The sequence below is a fragment of the Pseudomarimonas arenosa genome, assembly GCF_014841215.1.
GTDB lineage: Bacteria > Pseudomonadota > Gammaproteobacteria > Xanthomonadales > Xanthomonadaceae > Pseudomarimonas > Pseudomarimonas arenosa.
The window spans coordinates 80,066-95,844 of the sequence record NZ_JACYTR010000003.1; the positions used below are offsets into that span (position 1 = coordinate 80,066).

General features: G+C 61.4%; 14 protein-coding genes. 4 read left to right on the top strand and 10 right to left on the bottom strand.

The genetic code is table 11. The features are described from left to right. Nucleotides 1-81: 81 nt before the first annotated feature. Together IFO71_RS02285 and IFO71_RS02290 are read left to right on the top strand one after the other, a co-directional pair. Entirely contained in the window at nt 82-852 is a 771-nt protein-coding gene (locus tag IFO71_RS02285) for an NAD kinase (protein WP_192027906.1), read from the top strand. A gap of 322 nt (nt 853-1,174) precedes the next feature. Beyond that, a complete protein-coding gene (locus IFO71_RS02290) occupies nt 1,175-2,101 on the top strand; it encodes a 5'-nucleotidase (RefSeq protein WP_192027907.1) in 927 nt (308 codons plus the stop codon). A 34-nt stretch (nt 2,102-2,135) separates the two neighbouring features. On the opposite strand, the gene IFO71_RS02295 is transcribed toward IFO71_RS02290, so the two are convergent. The 7 genes from IFO71_RS02295 to yidD form a co-directional block, all read right to left on the bottom strand. Beyond that, entirely contained in the window at nt 2,136-3,680 is a 1,545-nt protein-coding gene (locus IFO71_RS02295; RefSeq protein ID WP_192027908.1) for a DUF3369 domain-containing protein, read from the bottom strand. Between the two features lie 142 nt (nt 3,681-3,822). Further along, nucleotides 3,823-7,263 (bottom strand): transcription-repair coupling factor, encoded by a 3,441-nt coding sequence (mfd, locus tag IFO71_RS02300; RefSeq protein ID WP_192027909.1) that lies wholly within the window; start codon nt 7,261-7,263, stop codon nt 3,823-3,825. A gap of 59 nt (nt 7,264-7,322) precedes the next feature. Beyond that, the gene (locus IFO71_RS02305) at nt 7,323-7,925 is read right to left on the bottom strand and encodes a GNAT family N-acetyltransferase (RefSeq protein WP_192027910.1); all 603 of its coding nucleotides are present in this window, start codon (nt 7,923-7,925) and stop codon (nt 7,323-7,325) included. Between the two features lie 126 nt (nt 7,926-8,051). Next, a complete protein-coding gene (locus IFO71_RS02310) occupies nt 8,052-8,573 on the bottom strand; it encodes a Slp family lipoprotein (RefSeq protein ID WP_192027911.1) in 522 nt (173 codons plus the stop codon). Next, nucleotides 8,570-9,424 carry a 23S rRNA (adenine(2030)-N(6))-methyltransferase RlmJ gene (locus tag IFO71_RS02315; protein WP_192027912.1) on the bottom strand — a complete coding sequence of 285 codons (855 nt, stop codon included), beginning with the start codon at nt 9,422-9,424 and terminating at the stop codon, nt 8,570-8,572. Before IFO71_RS02315 ends, IFO71_RS02310 begins: the two co-directional genes overlap by 4 nt. A 16-nt stretch (nt 9,425-9,440) precedes the next feature. Then, on the bottom strand, nt 9,441-10,250 hold the full coding sequence (locus IFO71_RS02320) for a M23 family metallopeptidase (protein WP_192027999.1): 810 nt from the start codon (nt 10,248-10,250) through the stop codon (nt 9,441-9,443). A gap of 17 nt (nt 10,251-10,267) precedes the next feature. Continuing rightward, entirely contained in the window at nt 10,268-10,435 is a 168-nt protein-coding gene (gene yidD, locus IFO71_RS02325; RefSeq protein WP_232371287.1) for a membrane protein insertion efficiency factor YidD, read from the bottom strand. A 157-nt stretch (nt 10,436-10,592) separates the two neighbouring features. On the opposite strand from yidD, the gene dksA reads away from it, so the two are divergent. Next, complete coding sequence (dksA, locus tag IFO71_RS02330) at nt 10,593-11,570, top strand: RNA polymerase-binding protein DksA (protein WP_192027914.1); 978 nt, start codon at nt 10,593-10,595, stop codon at nt 11,568-11,570. Between the two features lie 82 nt (nt 11,571-11,652). On the opposite strand, the gene IFO71_RS02335 is transcribed toward dksA, so the two are convergent. Continuing rightward, nucleotides 11,653-12,279: a TetR/AcrR family transcriptional regulator gene (locus IFO71_RS02335; RefSeq protein WP_192027915.1), complete on the bottom strand. Its 627-nt coding sequence runs from the start codon at nt 12,277-12,279 to the stop codon at nt 11,653-11,655. 19 nt (nt 12,280-12,298) lie between these two features. Further along, nucleotides 12,299-12,556, bottom strand: a complete 258-nt coding sequence (locus IFO71_RS02340; protein ID WP_192027916.1) for an acyl-CoA-binding protein — start codon at nt 12,554-12,556, stop codon at nt 12,299-12,301. A 229-nt stretch (nt 12,557-12,785) separates the two neighbouring features. Between IFO71_RS02340 and IFO71_RS02345 the strand changes: the two genes are divergently transcribed. After that, nucleotides 12,786-14,774, top strand: coding sequence for an SDR family oxidoreductase (locus IFO71_RS02345; RefSeq protein ID WP_192027917.1), 1,989 nt, complete (start codon nt 12,786-12,788; stop codon nt 14,772-14,774). A 224-nt stretch (nt 14,775-14,998) separates the two neighbouring features. Here IFO71_RS02345 and IFO71_RS02350 read toward each other — a convergent pair whose 3' ends face one another. Further along, entirely contained in the window at nt 14,999-15,544 is a 546-nt protein-coding gene (locus IFO71_RS02350; protein ID WP_192027918.1) for a phasin family protein, read from the bottom strand. Between the last annotated feature and the right edge of the window lie 235 nt (nt 15,545-15,779).

Here is a 15,779-nt window from a genome sequence, read left to right on the forward strand (position 1 = left end):
TCCCCGGCATGGCCGGGGAGCGCAGCCTGAACCGTGTGCCATTGCGGCGCAGCAGATTCGAGTGGCAACCTGGGGGATACCATGGCGACACCACCGAGGCTGGCCTTTCTGGCGAGTCGAACCGATGAGGCGCAGGCCACCCGGCAAAGCTATGCCTCGCGCTACGGCAACGCTACACCGGAAGAGTGCGACGTGATCGTCGCCCTGGGCGGTGACGGGTTCATGCTGCAAACCCTGCACCGCTACATGAGTCTGGACAAACCGGTGTACGGAATGAAATCCGGCACGCTGGGTTTCCTGATGAATCATCATCGGCCGGATGATCTATTGGAACGGATCCATCGGGCTCAGCCAGCCATTCTCAAGCCGCTGGAAATGCTGGCGGTGTCGGATGCCGGCACCACCGTGCATGCGCTGGGCTTCAATGAGGTCAGCCTGCTGCGGCAGACCAAACAGGTGGCCAAGATTCGGGTCTTTCTTAACGGCAGAATCCGCCTCGATGAGCTGGTCTGTGATGGCGTGCTGGTATCGACACCGGCCGGCAGCACCGCCTATAACCTATCGGCGCATGGTCCGATCCTGCCGATGAACAGCGCCACCCTGGCCCTGACGCCGATCAGTCCATTTCGGCCGCGTCGTTGGCGTGGCGCGATTCTGCTGGCCGACACCGAAGTGCGCTTCGAGATCCTCGATCACTACAAGCGCCCGGTCAGTGCCACCGCAGACAGCACCGAAGTGCGCGATGTGGTTGAAGTGACCATACGAGAATCAGCCGACCGCACCGTCACCCTGCTATACGATCCGGAGCACAATCTCGAGGAACGCATCATCAGCGAGCAGTTTGCCAGTTAGAGCGGTGATTCGGGATCCGCAAGTGCGCGGCGTCGCGCTCTGCTCCCTTCGCCCTGTGGGAGAGATCGATGCGCACTGATTTTCGCGCGCCGGCTGGTGCCCCGGAACTCCCTCCCCGATGTTCGGGGAGGGCCGGGGTGGGGTTAGGGAGCCGATCTTTGCCTGCCCAGGGGCCTCGCATAGCGAGGTTCCTGGGTAGGGGGTGGGGGTGAGGGTCGGGCGAAGCCTACGCTCCACCCTTAACATGTAGATACTAGCAATCTCTGCAGAATCGATTCAGGAGGACGTTTGAGGTTTGTCGGAGCGAAACTCAGGACCGCCCATGAACGAAGCCATCCCCAATCTCCGTCCATCCCACGACAGCAATTCCCTGGTCGTTGCAATCAGTTCGCGCGCCTTGTTTGATCTCGAGGCCTCACATGAACTGTTCGAGCGCGAGGGGCTGGAGGTGTATGCCGCGTTTCAGCGCGACAACGAAGACAGCGTGCTCGCGCCGGGTATCGCCTTCCCACTGGTGAAGAAACTGCTGGCCCTCAATGCCGAGGCCAAGCCGGGCCTGCCAAGCATCGAAGTGATTCTGCTGTCGCGCAACTCCTCGGACACGGGCCTTCGCATCTTCAACTCGATCGAGCACCACAAGCTGGGAATCGTGCGTGCGGCGTTTACCAATGGTGCGGCCCCGTTTCCCTATATCAGGCCGTTCGGGGCATCGCTGTTCCTGTCGGCGCATTCTGAGGACGTGGCAGCGGCGTTGAATGCCGGTGTGGCAGCCGCCACCTTGCTGCCGTCCAAGCGCAGTAACGCTCATCCTGATCAGTTGCGCATTGCCTTCGACGGCGATGCGGTGATCTTCGGTGATCAGAGTGAGCGGATCTCTCAGAACCAGGGACTGGAGGCGTTCGCTCGCAACGAGAGCGAGAAGGCCGCCGAACCTTTGCCCGCCGGACCGTTCCGCGGTGTGCTATCGGCCCTGCACCGGATTCAGGCGGCTTATCCTGCAGGTCCATCAGCTCCGATTCGAACTGCCCTGGTCACCGCGCGATCGGCACCGGCGCACAAGCGGGTGATACTCACCTTGCGCAGCTGGGGCGTGCGTCTGGACGAGGCATTGTTTCTGGGCGGACGGGAGAAGGGGCCGTTCCTCGAGGCCTTTGGCGCCGATATCTTTTTCGACGATTCGCACGCCAATGTCGAGTCAGCCCGCCAGCATGTGGCGACCGGACACGTGCCTTGGCGCCAGGAAAGTTGAACGCAACCGCTTGTTGGGCTGGCGCGAAGCTCGGCTAATCGAGATGGCGGTTGCGGATTTCCAGCAAGGTATCGAACTGATTGAGCACGATGTCAGTGAGATCGGGGTCGAACTTTCGGCCGCGCTCGTCGCGGAAATACTTAAGCACTTCGTCTTTCGGCCAGGCTGGTTTGTAGCAGCGAACGCTGAGCAGAGCATCGAGCACGTCCGCGATGGCGGTGATACGTCCTTCGATGCTGATGTCCGCGCCACTCAGCCCGCGCGGATAGCCTTGGCCGTCCCAGTGTTCGTGGTGATCACGGGCCAGGCGCGCAGCGACCTGGAATACCCGTCGGTTGGATCGGCTTAGCATCTCGTAGCCCATGGTGGCATGGGTCTTCATTACCTCAAACTCGGCCTCGGTCAAACGACCGGGCTTGTTCAGGATGGCGTCGGGAATGCCGACCTTGCCGACATCGTGCATCGGCGAGGCGATGCGAATCAGTTCGGCTGCGGCCGGATCGAGTCGCGCCTGGATGGCCAGAAAGTACGACATGTCGGCCACCCGGCGCACATGGCTGCCGGTTTCGTTGGAGCGACATTCGACCGCTTCACCGAGCAGGTAGACCATCTCTTTCTGTGACTCTTCGAGATCACGATTGAGGTGCAGATTCTCGAACGCTACCGAAACGTTGGCGCAGAACAATTCCAACAGCTCCTGCTGGAAAATGTCGAGTGGCTCGTCCAGGCCGACATACATGACGCTCTGCACGCCCGAACTGCTGGCATAGTGCAGCACGTAGTGATCGGGCTTGAACACTGAATTTCGTTGACGAATGGCTTCGCGGAGATCGGCGACTACCTCAGGAGGCAGCACATTCTCGGCTTCGTGGGCAATATAGGCCTGGTAGTCGCCACTGCCGGCCTCGATGATCAGGCGATGTTCTTCATGCGTACTGGCGATCAAAGCCGGCACCGCCTTCAGATAGACCGCGTCGTCGCGCAGTTGCAGCAGGTGGGTCATTTGCATCAGGACCGCTGATGCGAAGCGCTGCAGTTCGCGCTGTTCGTAGACCGATGCCGTGGCTTCGATGACCTTCTCGAGCCCACGCTGATTGCTTTCGATGGTGACCAGATCGCGATAGGAGCGCAGCGCTGCGTAGAGCAGGGTCTTCAGCTTTTGCGCGGTGAGTTCGGTCTTGTCCTTGTAATCGTTGATGTCGTAGTTGGCGATGACTTCGTGTTCCGGGGCCTGACCGGGCTGGCCGGTGCGCAGCACGATGCGAACGCGCCGATTGCCCAGCTCATCGCGGATGCGCTTTACCGCCTGCAAACCGGCCGCGTCATTTTCCATCACCACATCAAGCAGGATCAGGGCGATGTCTTCATTACTGGCGATCAGCTCGACTGCCTCATTCCCGGAATAGGCATGCATCAAGTGCAGCGGACGACGCTCAAACTCGAAGTGCTGAAGCACCATTTGAGTGACGCTGTGCACCTCTTCTTCGTCATCGACAACCAACACTTTCCAGCCCGGCGAATGGGCGCCGGTCGGCGCTTCCGTGGGGTCGTCCAGCAACCAGGAATCAACTGATGACATTGCCTACCGCGCGAAGTGAATTTGTGCACTTGCACCGACTATACGCTTTCGTATCGGAGCTTCGCCAGAGGCAAAAAATGAACGTGTCAAGGCATTGATTTGTACAGAATTTTGCGGCCGTTCAGGGTGGCAAGAACGCCGTTCAGGCAGCCGGCCGCAGTTCCTGCAACAGGTCGCGCGCCGTACGCAGTCGTGAGCCGGCATCGGGCAGGGGCAAGCGCATGCGCAACTTCTCTGGCCCGTCCAGGCTGAAGATGCGCGGTTGCTTCTGAATCATCTGAATGATCGCCATGGGATCGATAGGCGGCTTGGCGATGAACTGGATGCGGCCGCCGTGTTCGCCGAGCTCAAGCTTGCGAATACCACGCTGCGATGCGTCAAGCTTGAGCTGTGTCACCGCGAACAGATGCTTGACCTGATCGGGCAGCAGACCGAAGCGGTCAATCATTTCGACTTGTAGCTCACGCAATTGCTCGGCATCGCGTGCTGAGGCGACGCGCTTGTATAGCGTGAGTCGCGTGTGCACATCGGGCAAATAGTCGTCGGGGATCAAGGCCGGTATATGCAGCTCGACTTGGCTGCCGTGCGCCATCGGATCATCGAAATCCGGAATGCGCCCCTGTTTGATCGAGCGCACCGCGCGCTCCAGCAGTTCGGTGTACAGGCTGAATCCGACCTCGGCAATCTGCCCGCTCTGCTCTTCGCCGAGCAGTTCGCCAGCACCGCGAATTTCGAGGTCATGGGTCGCCAGGGTGAAGCCGGCGCCGAGTTCTTCCAGTGAAGCCAAGGCTTCGAGTCGCTTCTCGGCATCCGCGGTCAAGCTGCGTTTGTCCGGTACCACCATGTAGGCATAGGCGCGATGATGCGAGCGGCCGACGCGGCCGCGCAGCTGATGCAGCTGGGACAAACCAAAGCGGTCGGCACGATTGACGATGATGGTATTGGCGCTGGGGATGTCGATGCCGGACTCGATGATGGTCGAGCAGACCAACACGTTGAAGCGCTGCCGATGGAAGTCGAGCATGACTTGCTCCAGCTCGCGCTCCGGCATCTGGCCATGAGCGATACGGATGCGCGCTTCGGGGACCAACTCGCCGAGCTCGCGCGCCATCCGCTCGATGCTGCTCACTTCATTGTGCAGAAAGTAAATCTGACCGCCGCGCGCCAGCTCGCGTTCAAAGGCCTCACGCATCAGCGCATTGTCCCACTCGGTGACAAAGGTCTTGACTGCCAGGCGGTGGGCCGGCGGGGTAGCGATGATGGATAGCTCGCGCAACCCGGCCATCGCCATGTTCAAGGTGCGCGGAATCGGCGTAGCGGTAAGGGTTAGCAGATGCACTTCGGCACGCAGTGCCTTCAGTGCCTCCTTTTGCCGTACGCCAAAGCGTTGCTCCTCATCGATGATCACCAGTCCGAGGTTCTTGAACTTAACATCAGCTTGAAGCAGTCGATGGGTGCCGACAATTACGTCGATGCTGCCTTCGGTCAGCTGTTGCAGCGCCGCTTTGACTTCCTTTGGCGATTTGAAGCGCGATAGCACCTCGACTCGAATGGGCCAGTCGGCAAAGCGATCACGGAAATTGCGGTAGTGCTGCTCGGCCAGCAGGGTAGTGGGTACCAGTACCGCCACCTGACGCCCGCCGTGGGCGGCGGCAAAGGCAGCGCGCACGGCGACCTCGGTCTTGCCGAACCCGACGTCGCCACAGACGACCCGGTCCATCGGTTGGCTTGATTGAAGGTCGCCCAGCACGGCCTCGATGGCATTGAACTGATCGGGGGTTTCCTCGAACGGGAATTGGGCGGCAAACTGTTCGTACAGTGGTCGATCGAGCTCGATGCTAAGACCGGCGCGAGCCTGGCGCTTGGCCTGAATTTCCAGCAATTCGGCGGCGACATCGCGTACCTTCTCGGCGGCTTTCCTGCGTGCCTTTTCCCACTGGTCTCCGCCCAGCGAGTGCAGCGGTGCCATCTCTGGCGATGCGCCAGAATAACGGCTGACCAAGTGCAACTGGCTGACCGGCACGTAGAGCTTGTCGCCCTTGGCGTATTCAATGCACAGGAATTCGGCTGATTCGCCACCGGTGTCGAGCTTGGTCAAGCCCTGGTAGCGGCCGACTCCGTGGTCTTCATGCACGATCGGCGAGCCGACCGCCAATTCCGAGAGGTCGCGCAGAATCGCTTCGGGTTCCCGCACCGCGCGGCGTCGGCGACGTGCCTGGCCGGCGCGTTCAGGAAACAACTGGCGCTCACTTAGCACACAGATCGCGGGTGCGTCGAGGGCGAAGCCGTCATCCAGGCCAGCGACGGTGATCAGAAAACGTTGCGGGTGCTGCCAGACCTCAGCGAAATGCTCGCAGGTGGTGGGTCGCAGCTGGTGTTGAGCCAGCATCTCGATCAGGGCTTCGCGACGTCCGGGTGAATCCGCTGCAATCACGACCCGGCCGGGATAGTGATTCAGGAAGCCACGCAGTTCGCGCGCCGGGTCATCCAGTCGGGCTTGCAAGGGCAACTGTGGCGCCGCCACCAGGCCGGTAGCAGCCGCTTCCTGGGCACGTGGATGCCCCTCGGCCAGAAGTTCCACCCGGCTGCGCTGATTGAGCTGCTGACGCAGCAGATCAGGCGGCAGAAACAGCGCTTCGGGGGCAAGGACCGGACGCTCACGATCGTGCCGGCGCTGTTCGTGGCGCGCACCGGTCTGTGCCCAGAAATGCTCGGCCGACTCCAGCACGCCATCGCCGATGACCAACCGGGCACTGGCGTCGAGGTAGTCGAACAGCGTTTCGGTGTGTTCAAAGAACAAGGGCAGGTAGTTCTCGATGCCGGCCGGCGTGGTACCTGACTTGAGATCCTGATACATCGGACAGCGGCGGGGGTCGATGTCGAAGTCGGCGCGGAGGCGTTCGCGTACTTGACTGGTGGCCTGCTCATCGACCGGAAACTCGCGCGCCGGCAGCAGGCGAACCGATTCAACCTTGTGCAAGGAACGTTGTGACTCGGGGTCAAACGTGCGGATCGAATCGATCTCGTCGTCGAGCAACTCGATGCGGTAGGGCTCGGGGCTGCCCATCGGAAAGATGTCCAGCAGCGAGCCCCGCACAGCGAAGTCACCGGGATCGAGCACTTGCGGCACATGACGATAGCCGGATGCTTCCAGCCGGCGTTTCTCATCATCGAGATTCAGGCGTTGCCCGTTCTGTATCAGCAGTGCATTGGCTGAGATGAAGCGGCGCGGCGGCAGGCGCTGCATCAGGGTGCTGACCGGCAGCACCAAGACACCCGCATTCGCGCTGGGCAGTTGATACAAGGTCGAGATGCGCTGTGAAACGATTTCCGGGTGCGGGCTGAAGAGATCGTAGGGCAGGGTTTCCCAGTCCGGAAAATGCAGAATTGGCCGATTGTTGAGGAAGACCCGCAGCTCCTGCTCCAAGGCCTGCGCCGAATGGCTGTCGCGGGTGACTGCCACCACCAGCTGCGTTTCGGCGCGCACAAATTCGCTCAGGGCCAAGGCCAGGGCAGAACCGTTTGGCGGTTGGCGCCAATCGCTGCGGAGCTGTCCTTTGCGCGGGGCGGGCAGATTGAGCATGAGCTGGGCGGGCTGAAGAGCGGGAGGGCGCGAAGTGTACCCCAGCGGCGAAGCCGCGATCAGCCGTGCTGGGCTCGAGACTTGCCGACTGCGCTGGCTCGCAGGTCTAGCACAACGCGGGTCATGCCACGCTCCTGATCGCGATGCTCACGACGAAAGCCCAGCTGTTCGGCTAGCCGCAGCATTGCGCGGTTTTCTTCCAGCACATCGCCGTACAAACAGCGCAATCGCTTCAACTTTGCCCAGCGAATCAATCGCTTCATCAGCAACTTGCCCAACCCCAGCCGGGTCAGGCAATGCCAGACCAGAATGGCAAACTCAGCTTGCTCACCGTCAGGATCAATCGATGCGCGAGCCACCGCGCCAATCCAGGCCTGACCCGGCGGCAGCGGTTCGGCCACCACCAGAGCGAATTCACGCCTGGGCAGCGGGTGAGCAAGTCGTTGCGCCATGGGCTCAGGCAGTTCGCGCATCGGGTGCAGAAATCGCAGACGCACCTCTTCGGGCTCAAGCAAGGCAAACCCGGCACGCAACGAGGCCGCGTCCTCGCCCACGATCGGGCGCAGGATCAGTTCGCGGCCATCGGCGAGCAGCAATGATTCACGCCACGCTCCGCGGAGGCCACGTCGCTTGATCGGGCCGCGCGGCAACTGCGGTGACATCCAACTCCTGGCACGTTCAATATCCACAGGCGTACGCTGACACGGGGGCCGTGAGTGCGGACTCTAAACCGTTGTCCAGCGTTCTGGCTGCTGAATCGCGGATGACGTGATGATGACCCCGCTGTGTCAGCGAACTCGAATGCCCACCCCGACACTGAAGCTGGGGCGATCAAAACGATAGTCGCGCGACCATAGGATCAATTCGCGCGCATCGACCTCGGCCATCGGCAAGGGTTCGCCACGAAGCTTGGATTCTCGTTCGCCGGTGATCTCGCCGCGCAGGGTGATGAATCGTCCGGGCGTGAAGTCGCTGGGCGGAAGCTCGCCGGCGCGCAGGGCGATAAAGCGGCCCTGTTCTGGCGCGTCAAGCAGGGGGCGCTGCCGATGATCGAGTGGAAACGCCACAATCTCCAGTTCGGTGTAGTGCTCAAAACTGCGATAGTCGACAATCGTTCCGCCCCATAACACATCGGTGCCGCGAAAGCGCTGTGCCTGTTCGCCGGCCAGATAGGGTGCCGGGGACAGCGTGGGTGCGTCTCGAATCGGAACGCTGGCGACACAAGCGGCCAACAGCAGGGATGCCAGCGCTAGTAGCGGCCATCGAAGCGGTGTCGCTGAGCTCAGGTTGGGCGTACGCAATGCGTTCATGTCGACTCCTCCTTCTGCCATACGCAGCCGGCACTGGCGCCAGATTCACCCAGTTGATCGGCCAGCCAGGCCAGCGTTGGGGCCATGCGCTCGGCGAATTGCCAGGGTGGGTTGATGATCAGCATGCCGCTGCCATTGAGTCGCAGCGGGGAGTCATCGGGACGGATCAACAGGCGGAGGTCCAGCACGCTTTTGGCCGGCAGGGCGGCCAGGCGGCGCATGATCGGCAGCAAGCTGGATGACTGCTTGATCGGATACCACAATGCGTAGATGCCCTGGGGCCAGCGCTGAAGTGCTTTTTGCAGGGCCGATTCGATCAGGTCGAACTCGTCGCGTTGCTGCTCGTAGGGTGGGTCAAGCAGAACCAGACCGCGGCGCTCAGCGGGCGGAACCAGGGCAGGCAGCGCTTCGTAGGCAGATCGCTGGTGCACCGCGATTCCGGCCTGACCACGCAGATTCTGCTTGAGTGCGTTGGCCTCCTCCGGGTGCAACTCGCAGACTGCCAGACGATCATTGGGGCGCAGACGCTGGGTCAGCAGGCACGGCGATCCTGGGTAGTGATCGGGGTGCGTGCTGAAACTGTTGAGCGCGGCAAGATAATCCTGCACGGCGTCCGGCATGCTGCGGCACGCGCTGTCGCTGAGGCTTCGCAGTCTGCCGACGCCGCTTTCGTACTCGCGCGTTGTCTGCGCTTCACTGCCACTCAATAGGTAGGCGCCGCGACCGCCATGGGTGTCGAGGAAGAACGCCGGGCTGGGCTTCTGTTGTAGCTGACGCTGCAAATCCAGCATCACGACGTGCTTCAGCACATCGGCATGATTGCCCGCGTGGAAACTATGGCGATAGTTCATGGCTTGAACTCTTGGTTCAGTCGCTTGGCAGCACACTGGCTGGATCGAGGCGGGTGGTGAACCAGTTGAGGCCCCAGTGCAGGTGTGGGCCGCTGGCACGACCGGTAGCCCCGACCGCGCCGATCACCTGGCCCTGCTCAATGCGTTGCCCGGTTTTGACCTCGATCTTGGACAAATGCAGGAACACCGAACTCACGCCCTGCCCGTGGTCGAGCAGGACCGTACCGCCGGTGAGATAGAGGTCGGGGTCGGCAAAGCCCACCACCCCGGCGGCAGGGGCGTGGATCGGCGTGCCGCTGCCAGCGGCGATATCCAAACCACTGTGTGCGGAGCCGGCCTGGCCGTTGTAGATCCGCTGACTGCCGAAGTGCCCGCTGACTCGTCCTCGAACCGGCCATCGAAACGTAGCGATGAAGTCTTCTCGCGCATCATTGCGCTGTCGCGCACGGGTCACGCGGGCCTGCTCTTCGGCAATGCGCTGAGCGATCTCCGGTGGCGGATTGACCGTCTTCGGCGGCACTCCATCGACCCGTTCGGTGGGCCAGGCTCGCGCTTCGACCAGCACAGATTGGCGCAAGGTTGCCTGACCGGGAATGCTGACCACCAGGGTCAGTGGCCCGACCTCGTCGCGGCCAACACCAAACACGATATGTCCGTTGGCGCTCACCGCCAGCGGCTTGCCCTGCAGGCTGGCGCTGGCACCGAGGTAGCAGCACAGGCGCACCAGACTGCCTTGCTGGACGGTTCGCGGAAGTTCCGTTGCTTGCGCCTGGCTAGCAGAAAGTGCCGCCAGCCCGGCCAGTACCCAGCGGCTGGAAGCGCGCATTCCGATCGAGAATCGGCTCACGGCTTGCGTTCCGGCACCGGGTCGTAGCCACCCTCGCTCAGGGGGTGACAGCGGGCCAGCCGTTTGGCTGCCAGCCAGCTGCCGCGAACGTGGCCGTGCTTGCTGATCGCTTCTGCTGCATACTCCGAGCAGCTCGGATGGAACCGACAGCGTGGGCCCAGCATCGGGCTGATGAATCGCTTGTACCAGCGAAGGATGAACAGGAGGGGTGAAGTCAAGGCGTGGGCTCGGGGAGCGGGGCGACAACGGTTGCCGCCGATGCGCGGGTAGGCTATAACACGCGGCCGCTTGGCCTCAACAATCAAGCTCAGGGATCCGAACGTGGCAGCAAAATCGAAGACAGCGTCAAAGAAGACCGTAGCCAAGAAGCCGGCGACGAAACCCAAGGCGACCAAGGCCGTCGCAAAAACCAGCAAGAGCGCGAAATCCAGCAAGTCCAGCAGTTCGACCGCGGACAAGGGACCGGTAAAGAAGATTGCCAACGCTCTGGCAAAGCTGGTGAAACCGGCTGCCAAGACGGCGCCGGCGAAAACAGCGACCAAGGCGACGAGCAAGACCAGCGCCAAAGTCGCGGCAAGCAAGAAGCCGGCGGCCAAGAAGGCGGCCGGTTCGACTCGCGAAAATGCCAAGGCGACCACGGCCAAGCCGAGCGCAAGCAAGCAAACTGCAAAGACTTCAAAGGCGAGCACAGCGAAAGCGGTGAGCGCCACTTCCAAAACCGTGTCTGCCAAGGACACCGACGCAAATGCAAGGAAAGCAATGCCCGTTGTAAGCTCTAATGCGCGCAGCGTCGCGCGCGCCGGTGATTCCGGCGTCAAAGCGAAGGCTGTAAAGCCCAGTAAGCCGAGTAGCGTGAATGAAGTGCCACAAGTAGCCGCCCCCGTGCGCGTCGAGCTCCCTGATGGTTATCGCCCCAGCTCGGGCGATTCCGACTATATGGGGCCGATGCATTTGGAATACTTCCGCCAGAAATTGCTCAATTGGCGCAATGAGCTGGTGGAGGAGTCCAAGCAGACCATCGACAATCTGCGCGAGGAAGTGCGCGATGTGGGCGATGAAGCCGAGCGCGCCACCCGGGAAACGGAGAATTCCCTGGAACTGCGCACCCGCGATCGCTACCGCAAGCTGATCGCCAAGATCGACAAGGCGCTGAAGCGCATTGACGACGGCTCCTATGGTTTCTGCGAGGAGACCGGCGAAGAGATTGGCATCGAACGCCTCGAGGCCCGACCGATCGCCACCCTGTGCCTGGATGCGCAGGAGCGCTGGGAGCACCGACAGAAGTTGATGGGCGACTAAGGCTCAGCCACTACGAAACAAGAAACGCCGCGCATTGCGCGGCGTTTTACTTTGCTGCGGTGCCAACGAGGCTAGCCCACGCTCAGCGCGCGTAGGCCTGACAGAGGGTGTGCAGATGCACGCGTTCGGCATCGCGCAGGAACGGGGCGAGCATCATCATGACCTGACGGATGCCCGAACGAATTGCCTCTTGTTCGTCCTTCTCGCCGCGTACGCCGGAGTAGTTCAGCCAGAACGTGGCCAGCACCAGGATATTGGTGGCCAAGGCCTGCACCTCGTCGGCGCTGGCGCGCATCACCTCGGCCGCAACCAGACCGCGCAACACTTCGGTGGCACTGTCGGTCGCGCGTTTGAGCAGACGGCTGAAATGCATGCGGATCTTGCGCGAGCGGCTGAGGATGTCGAGCAGATCACGATAGAGGAACCGGAAATCCCAGATGCACTCGTAGATCATGTGCAGCTGCAGCCAGATGTCCTCCAGATTGGGCAGTCGTCCCTCAGGAATCAGGATGGCCTGATCCATGCGCTCTTCATACTGAGCGAACAGTTGCTCGATGATGTCGTCTTTGTTGCGAAAGTGGTAATAGAGATTGCCTGGGCTGATTTCCAGCTCGTCGGCTATATGATTGGTGGTGACATTGGGCTCCCCGCGCTCATTGAAGAGCGCCAGGCTAAGTTCAAGAATGCGATCGCGCGTCTTGCGTGCCACGGGAGCCGAGGTCGTCCGCTCAGCCAGTGAGCTTCTTGACCAGGGCGACATACTTCTTCTTCGCGTCGTCCTGGCTGGTGCCCTTGAGCTTGGCCCAGGCCTCGTACTTGGCGGTGCCGACGAAATCGAAGAAGCCTGGCTTGGGACCACTGACGTCGCCCTCTGCGCCCTGCTTGAACAAGGCGTACAGCTTCAACAGGGTGTCATTGTCCGGCCGTTCGGCGAGCTTCTTGATGTCCTCTGCCGCTTGTTCAAATTCAGCTTTCAAATCGGCCATGACGTTGCTCTCCGGGAGGCGTTGAGGAGCGGCTTTGATAGCACGCGCGTTTAGGGCGGTCAACGAGCGTCACAGGCAATCGGCCTGTGAAGCTGACGTCACCGTGCGCTTGCGTACTGAACCCTGGCTCTCTGCGGTGCGGCGGGCTATCTTTAGCACAGCGCGTTCCCGCAGCGGCGGGTGCGTCGGGGTCCAAATCGAGTTTGCCGATCCGGAAGGGGAACAGGTCATGACGTATTTCGTAACCGGGGCCACCGGTTTCGTCGGTCGCCACTTGGTGACCAATTTGCTGAAACGCAAAGGTACCGTGTACGCACTGGTACGCAAGGGATCACAGAAGAAGCTGGCCGAGATCGGCGAGCGCATGGGCTGGGACAACAAGCGGGTCGTCGCGGTTACCGGCGATCTTGGCAAGAGCAAACTCGGTGTTAGCGCAGCCCAGCTCAAGCAGTTGCAGGGCAAGATCCAGCATTTCTTCCATCTGGCGGCCATCTACGACCTGTCGGCCGATGCCGATAGTCAGCGGGTGGCCAATGTCGAAGGCACGCGTCATGCGGTCGAGCTGGCCACGGCCTTGAAGGCCGGCTGCTTCCAGCACACCAGCTCGATTGCCGTCGCTGGGCTGTACCCAGGCGTGTTCCGCGAGGACATGTTCGATGAAGCCGAAGATCTGGACAGCAACCCTTACTTCCAGACCAAGCATGATTCGGAAAAGGTCGTACGCGACGAGTGCACTGCGATTCCGTATCGCATCTACCGTCCCAGCATGGTGGTTGGTCACTCCAAGACCGGCGAGATGGACAAGGTCGACGGGCCGTACTACTTCTTCACCTTGATGAAGCGGCTACGGCAAATTCTGCCGCCATGGATGCCGACCATCGGCCTGGAAGGGGGGCGGATCAATGTGGTGCCGGTCGACTATGTGGTCGATGCCATGGATCACATCGCGCACAAGCCGGGTTTGAACGGCGGCTGTTTCCATTTGACCGACCCCGAGCCCATGCGCATGGGCGAACTGCTCAATCTGTTCGCCAAGGCCGGGCACGCACCGCAGATGACCATGCGTCTGGATGCCCGCATGTTTGGATTCGTGCCGCCGCCGATTCGACATGCCATTGGCAGCTTGCCGCCGGTGAAGCGCTTCTCTGGCATGCTGCTGAAGGATCTGGGCATTCCGAAGGAGGTGCTGAAGTACATCTCCTACCCAACCCGATTCGATTCTCGCGAGACCGAACGCGCGCTCAAGGGCAGCAAGATCGAGCTGCCGCGTCTGGACGATTACGCCTGGCGTCTGTGGGACTACTGGGAGCGCCACCTCGACCCCGATCTGTACAAGGATCGCTCACTCCGCAGCCGCGTCGAGGGTCGCACCGTATTGATCACGGGTGGCTCGGCCGGTATCGGTCGGGCGGCGGCCGAAAAGGTCGCGGCGGCAGGAGCGAAGGTGATCATCGTCGCGCGCGGCGAGGAAGAACTGATGGCCACCCGCGACGAGTTGCGCAAGGCGGGCGGTGATGTCCATGCCTATACCGCCGATTTGTCTGATATGGCTTCCTGCGACAAGCTGGTGGAAGCGGTGCTGAAGGATCACGGCAGCATCGACGTGCTGGTCAACAATGCCGGCCGTTCGATTCGTCGCTCGATCGCGCTGTCCTACGATCGTTTCCATGACTTCGAGCGCACTATGCAGCTCAACTACTTCGGTTCGCTGCGCCTGATCATGGGGTTCCTGCCGAAGATGACCGAGCAGCGTCGCGGGCACGTCATCAACATTTCCTCGATCGGCGTGTTGGCCAACTCGCCCAGGTTTTCAGCCTATGTGGCCTCGAAGGCGGCCTTGGATGCGTTCAGTCGCTGTGCCCAGGCCGAGTTCAGCGGGGTCAATATCGCCTTCACCACGATCAACATGCCGCTGGTTCGCACCAAGATGATTGGTCCGACCAAGATCTACGACAGCGTGCCAACGCTGACCCCGGACGAGGCAGGCGACATGATTGTCGAGGCCATCATCGATCGGCCGAGCCGCATTGCCACCCGCCTCGGCATCTTCGCTGCGGTGCTCAATGCGCTGGCGCCAAAGGCGTATGAGGTGGTAATGAATACCGCATTCACCCTGTTCCCGGATTCGGCGGCAGCCAAGGGCGAAAAGGGTGGTGAGCAACAGGCCTCCAGTGAGCAGATCGCCTTCGCCTCGGTGATGCGCGGCGTGCACTGGTAGTCGTCAGATGACAAAAAAGGGGCGCCGAGTGATCGGCGCCCCTTTTCTTGTTGCGCAATAAAGAAGCCCGCCAGTCCAAATGCCGTAGGGGAGGGAGCTAACGGCGATTCTTGGCGGACTGGCGGGCGTCAACGGTGGGGATTCGATCCCCAGAGGTCGTTGTTCAGACAACCTCGGTGTTCAGTGCCGCGAACCGCCACGTCGGCGATCCCGGCAATTTTCGATTACTCGGTCGCGTCGCTAACCGGCGCGGCAGCGGCTGTCTTGCGAACGGCCTTCTTGGTCGCGGCCGGCTTGGCAGCCTTCTTCACCGCCGGCTTGCTGCCGTTGCTCAGTTTGCGCAGCTCGGCATTCAGCTGATCAACACGCTTCGACAGGCCCTGCAGGTCTTCCTTGCTCGGAACGCCGAGGCGGTTCAGCGAACGCTGCACGCGCTCTTCGAACACTTTCTCAAGACGATCCCAGGTATCGGCAGCACGTTCCTTGACCTGACCCACGCGGCTTTCCACTACGTCGCGGACCACGTCAACCTTGCCACCAGCCAGCTTGCGGGTCGCCTTTTCCAGCTGCGAACCTTCCTTAACCAGTGATTCGAACAGCTTGGTGCCTTCGCCCTGAGCGCGAGCAAATGCACCCATGCCGGCCGACCAGATCTGCTGGGCGGAATCCATGATCGAACGCGACAGTGCTTCAGCTTTATTGGACGCCGCTTGGCTTTGCTTGGTCGACTTCGCACGCTTCGTCTTGGCGGCGGACTTCAGTTTGGCCATGACGGCCCTCCTCGATGGTTTGGGTTTGCAGCAACGCCCAATGCGTTGCACAGTGAGGTCAGTCTGCAGCCCTTGCCTAGAATATTCACACTATCCGGTGAACCAGCCTGGTGATCGATGCGCAATGTTCAGCTTCGCACCCGGCGACTGAGCTGTGGATAGGCTTGGCTGCGGAAACGCGCATTCGACCAGTGCTTGGGCTGATCGGAGTCAGGAGGGTGCAGGTCCGAGCCGC

Excerpts from the sequence above, each read along its gene's own strand:
- IFO71_RS02350 (WP_192027918.1), bottom strand. The coding sequence starts at position 15,544 with ATGGCCAAACTGAAGTCCGCCGCCAAGACGAAGCGTGCGAAGTCGACC.
- IFO71_RS02290 (WP_192027907.1), top strand. The coding sequence starts at position 1,175 with ATGAACGAAGCCATCCCCAATCTCCGTCCATCCCACGACAGCAATTCC.
- yidD (WP_232371287.1), bottom strand. The coding sequence starts at position 10,435 with ATGCTGGGCCCACGCTGTCGGTTCCATCCGAGCTGCTCGGAGTATGCA.
- mfd (WP_192027909.1), bottom strand. The coding sequence starts at position 7,263 with ATGCTCAATCTGCCCGCCCCGCGCAAAGGACAGCTCCGCAGCGATTGG.
- IFO71_RS02345 (WP_192027917.1), top strand. The coding sequence starts at position 12,786 with ATGACGTATTTCGTAACCGGGGCCACCGGTTTCGTCGGTCGCCACTTG.
- IFO71_RS02305 (WP_192027910.1), bottom strand. The coding sequence starts at position 7,925 with ATGTCACCGCAGTTGCCGCGCGGCCCGATCAAGCGACGTGGCCTCCGC.
- IFO71_RS02315 (WP_192027912.1), bottom strand. The coding sequence starts at position 9,424 with ATGAACTATCGCCATAGTTTCCACGCGGGCAATCATGCCGATGTGCTG.
- IFO71_RS02295 (WP_192027908.1), bottom strand. The coding sequence starts at position 3,680 with ATGTCATCAGTTGATTCCTGGTTGCTGGACGACCCCACGGAAGCGCCG.
- IFO71_RS02340 (WP_192027916.1), bottom strand. The coding sequence starts at position 12,556 with ATGGCCGATTTGAAAGCTGAATTTGAACAAGCGGCAGAGGACATCAAG.
- IFO71_RS02320 (WP_192027999.1), bottom strand. The coding sequence starts at position 10,250 with ATGCGCGCTTCCAGCCGCTGGGTACTGGCCGGGCTGGCGGCACTTTCT.
- IFO71_RS02310 (WP_192027911.1), bottom strand. The coding sequence starts at position 8,573 with ATGAACGCATTGCGTACGCCCAACCTGAGCTCAGCGACACCGCTTCGA.
- IFO71_RS02285 (WP_192027906.1), top strand. The coding sequence starts at position 82 with ATGGCGACACCACCGAGGCTGGCCTTTCTGGCGAGTCGAACCGATGAG.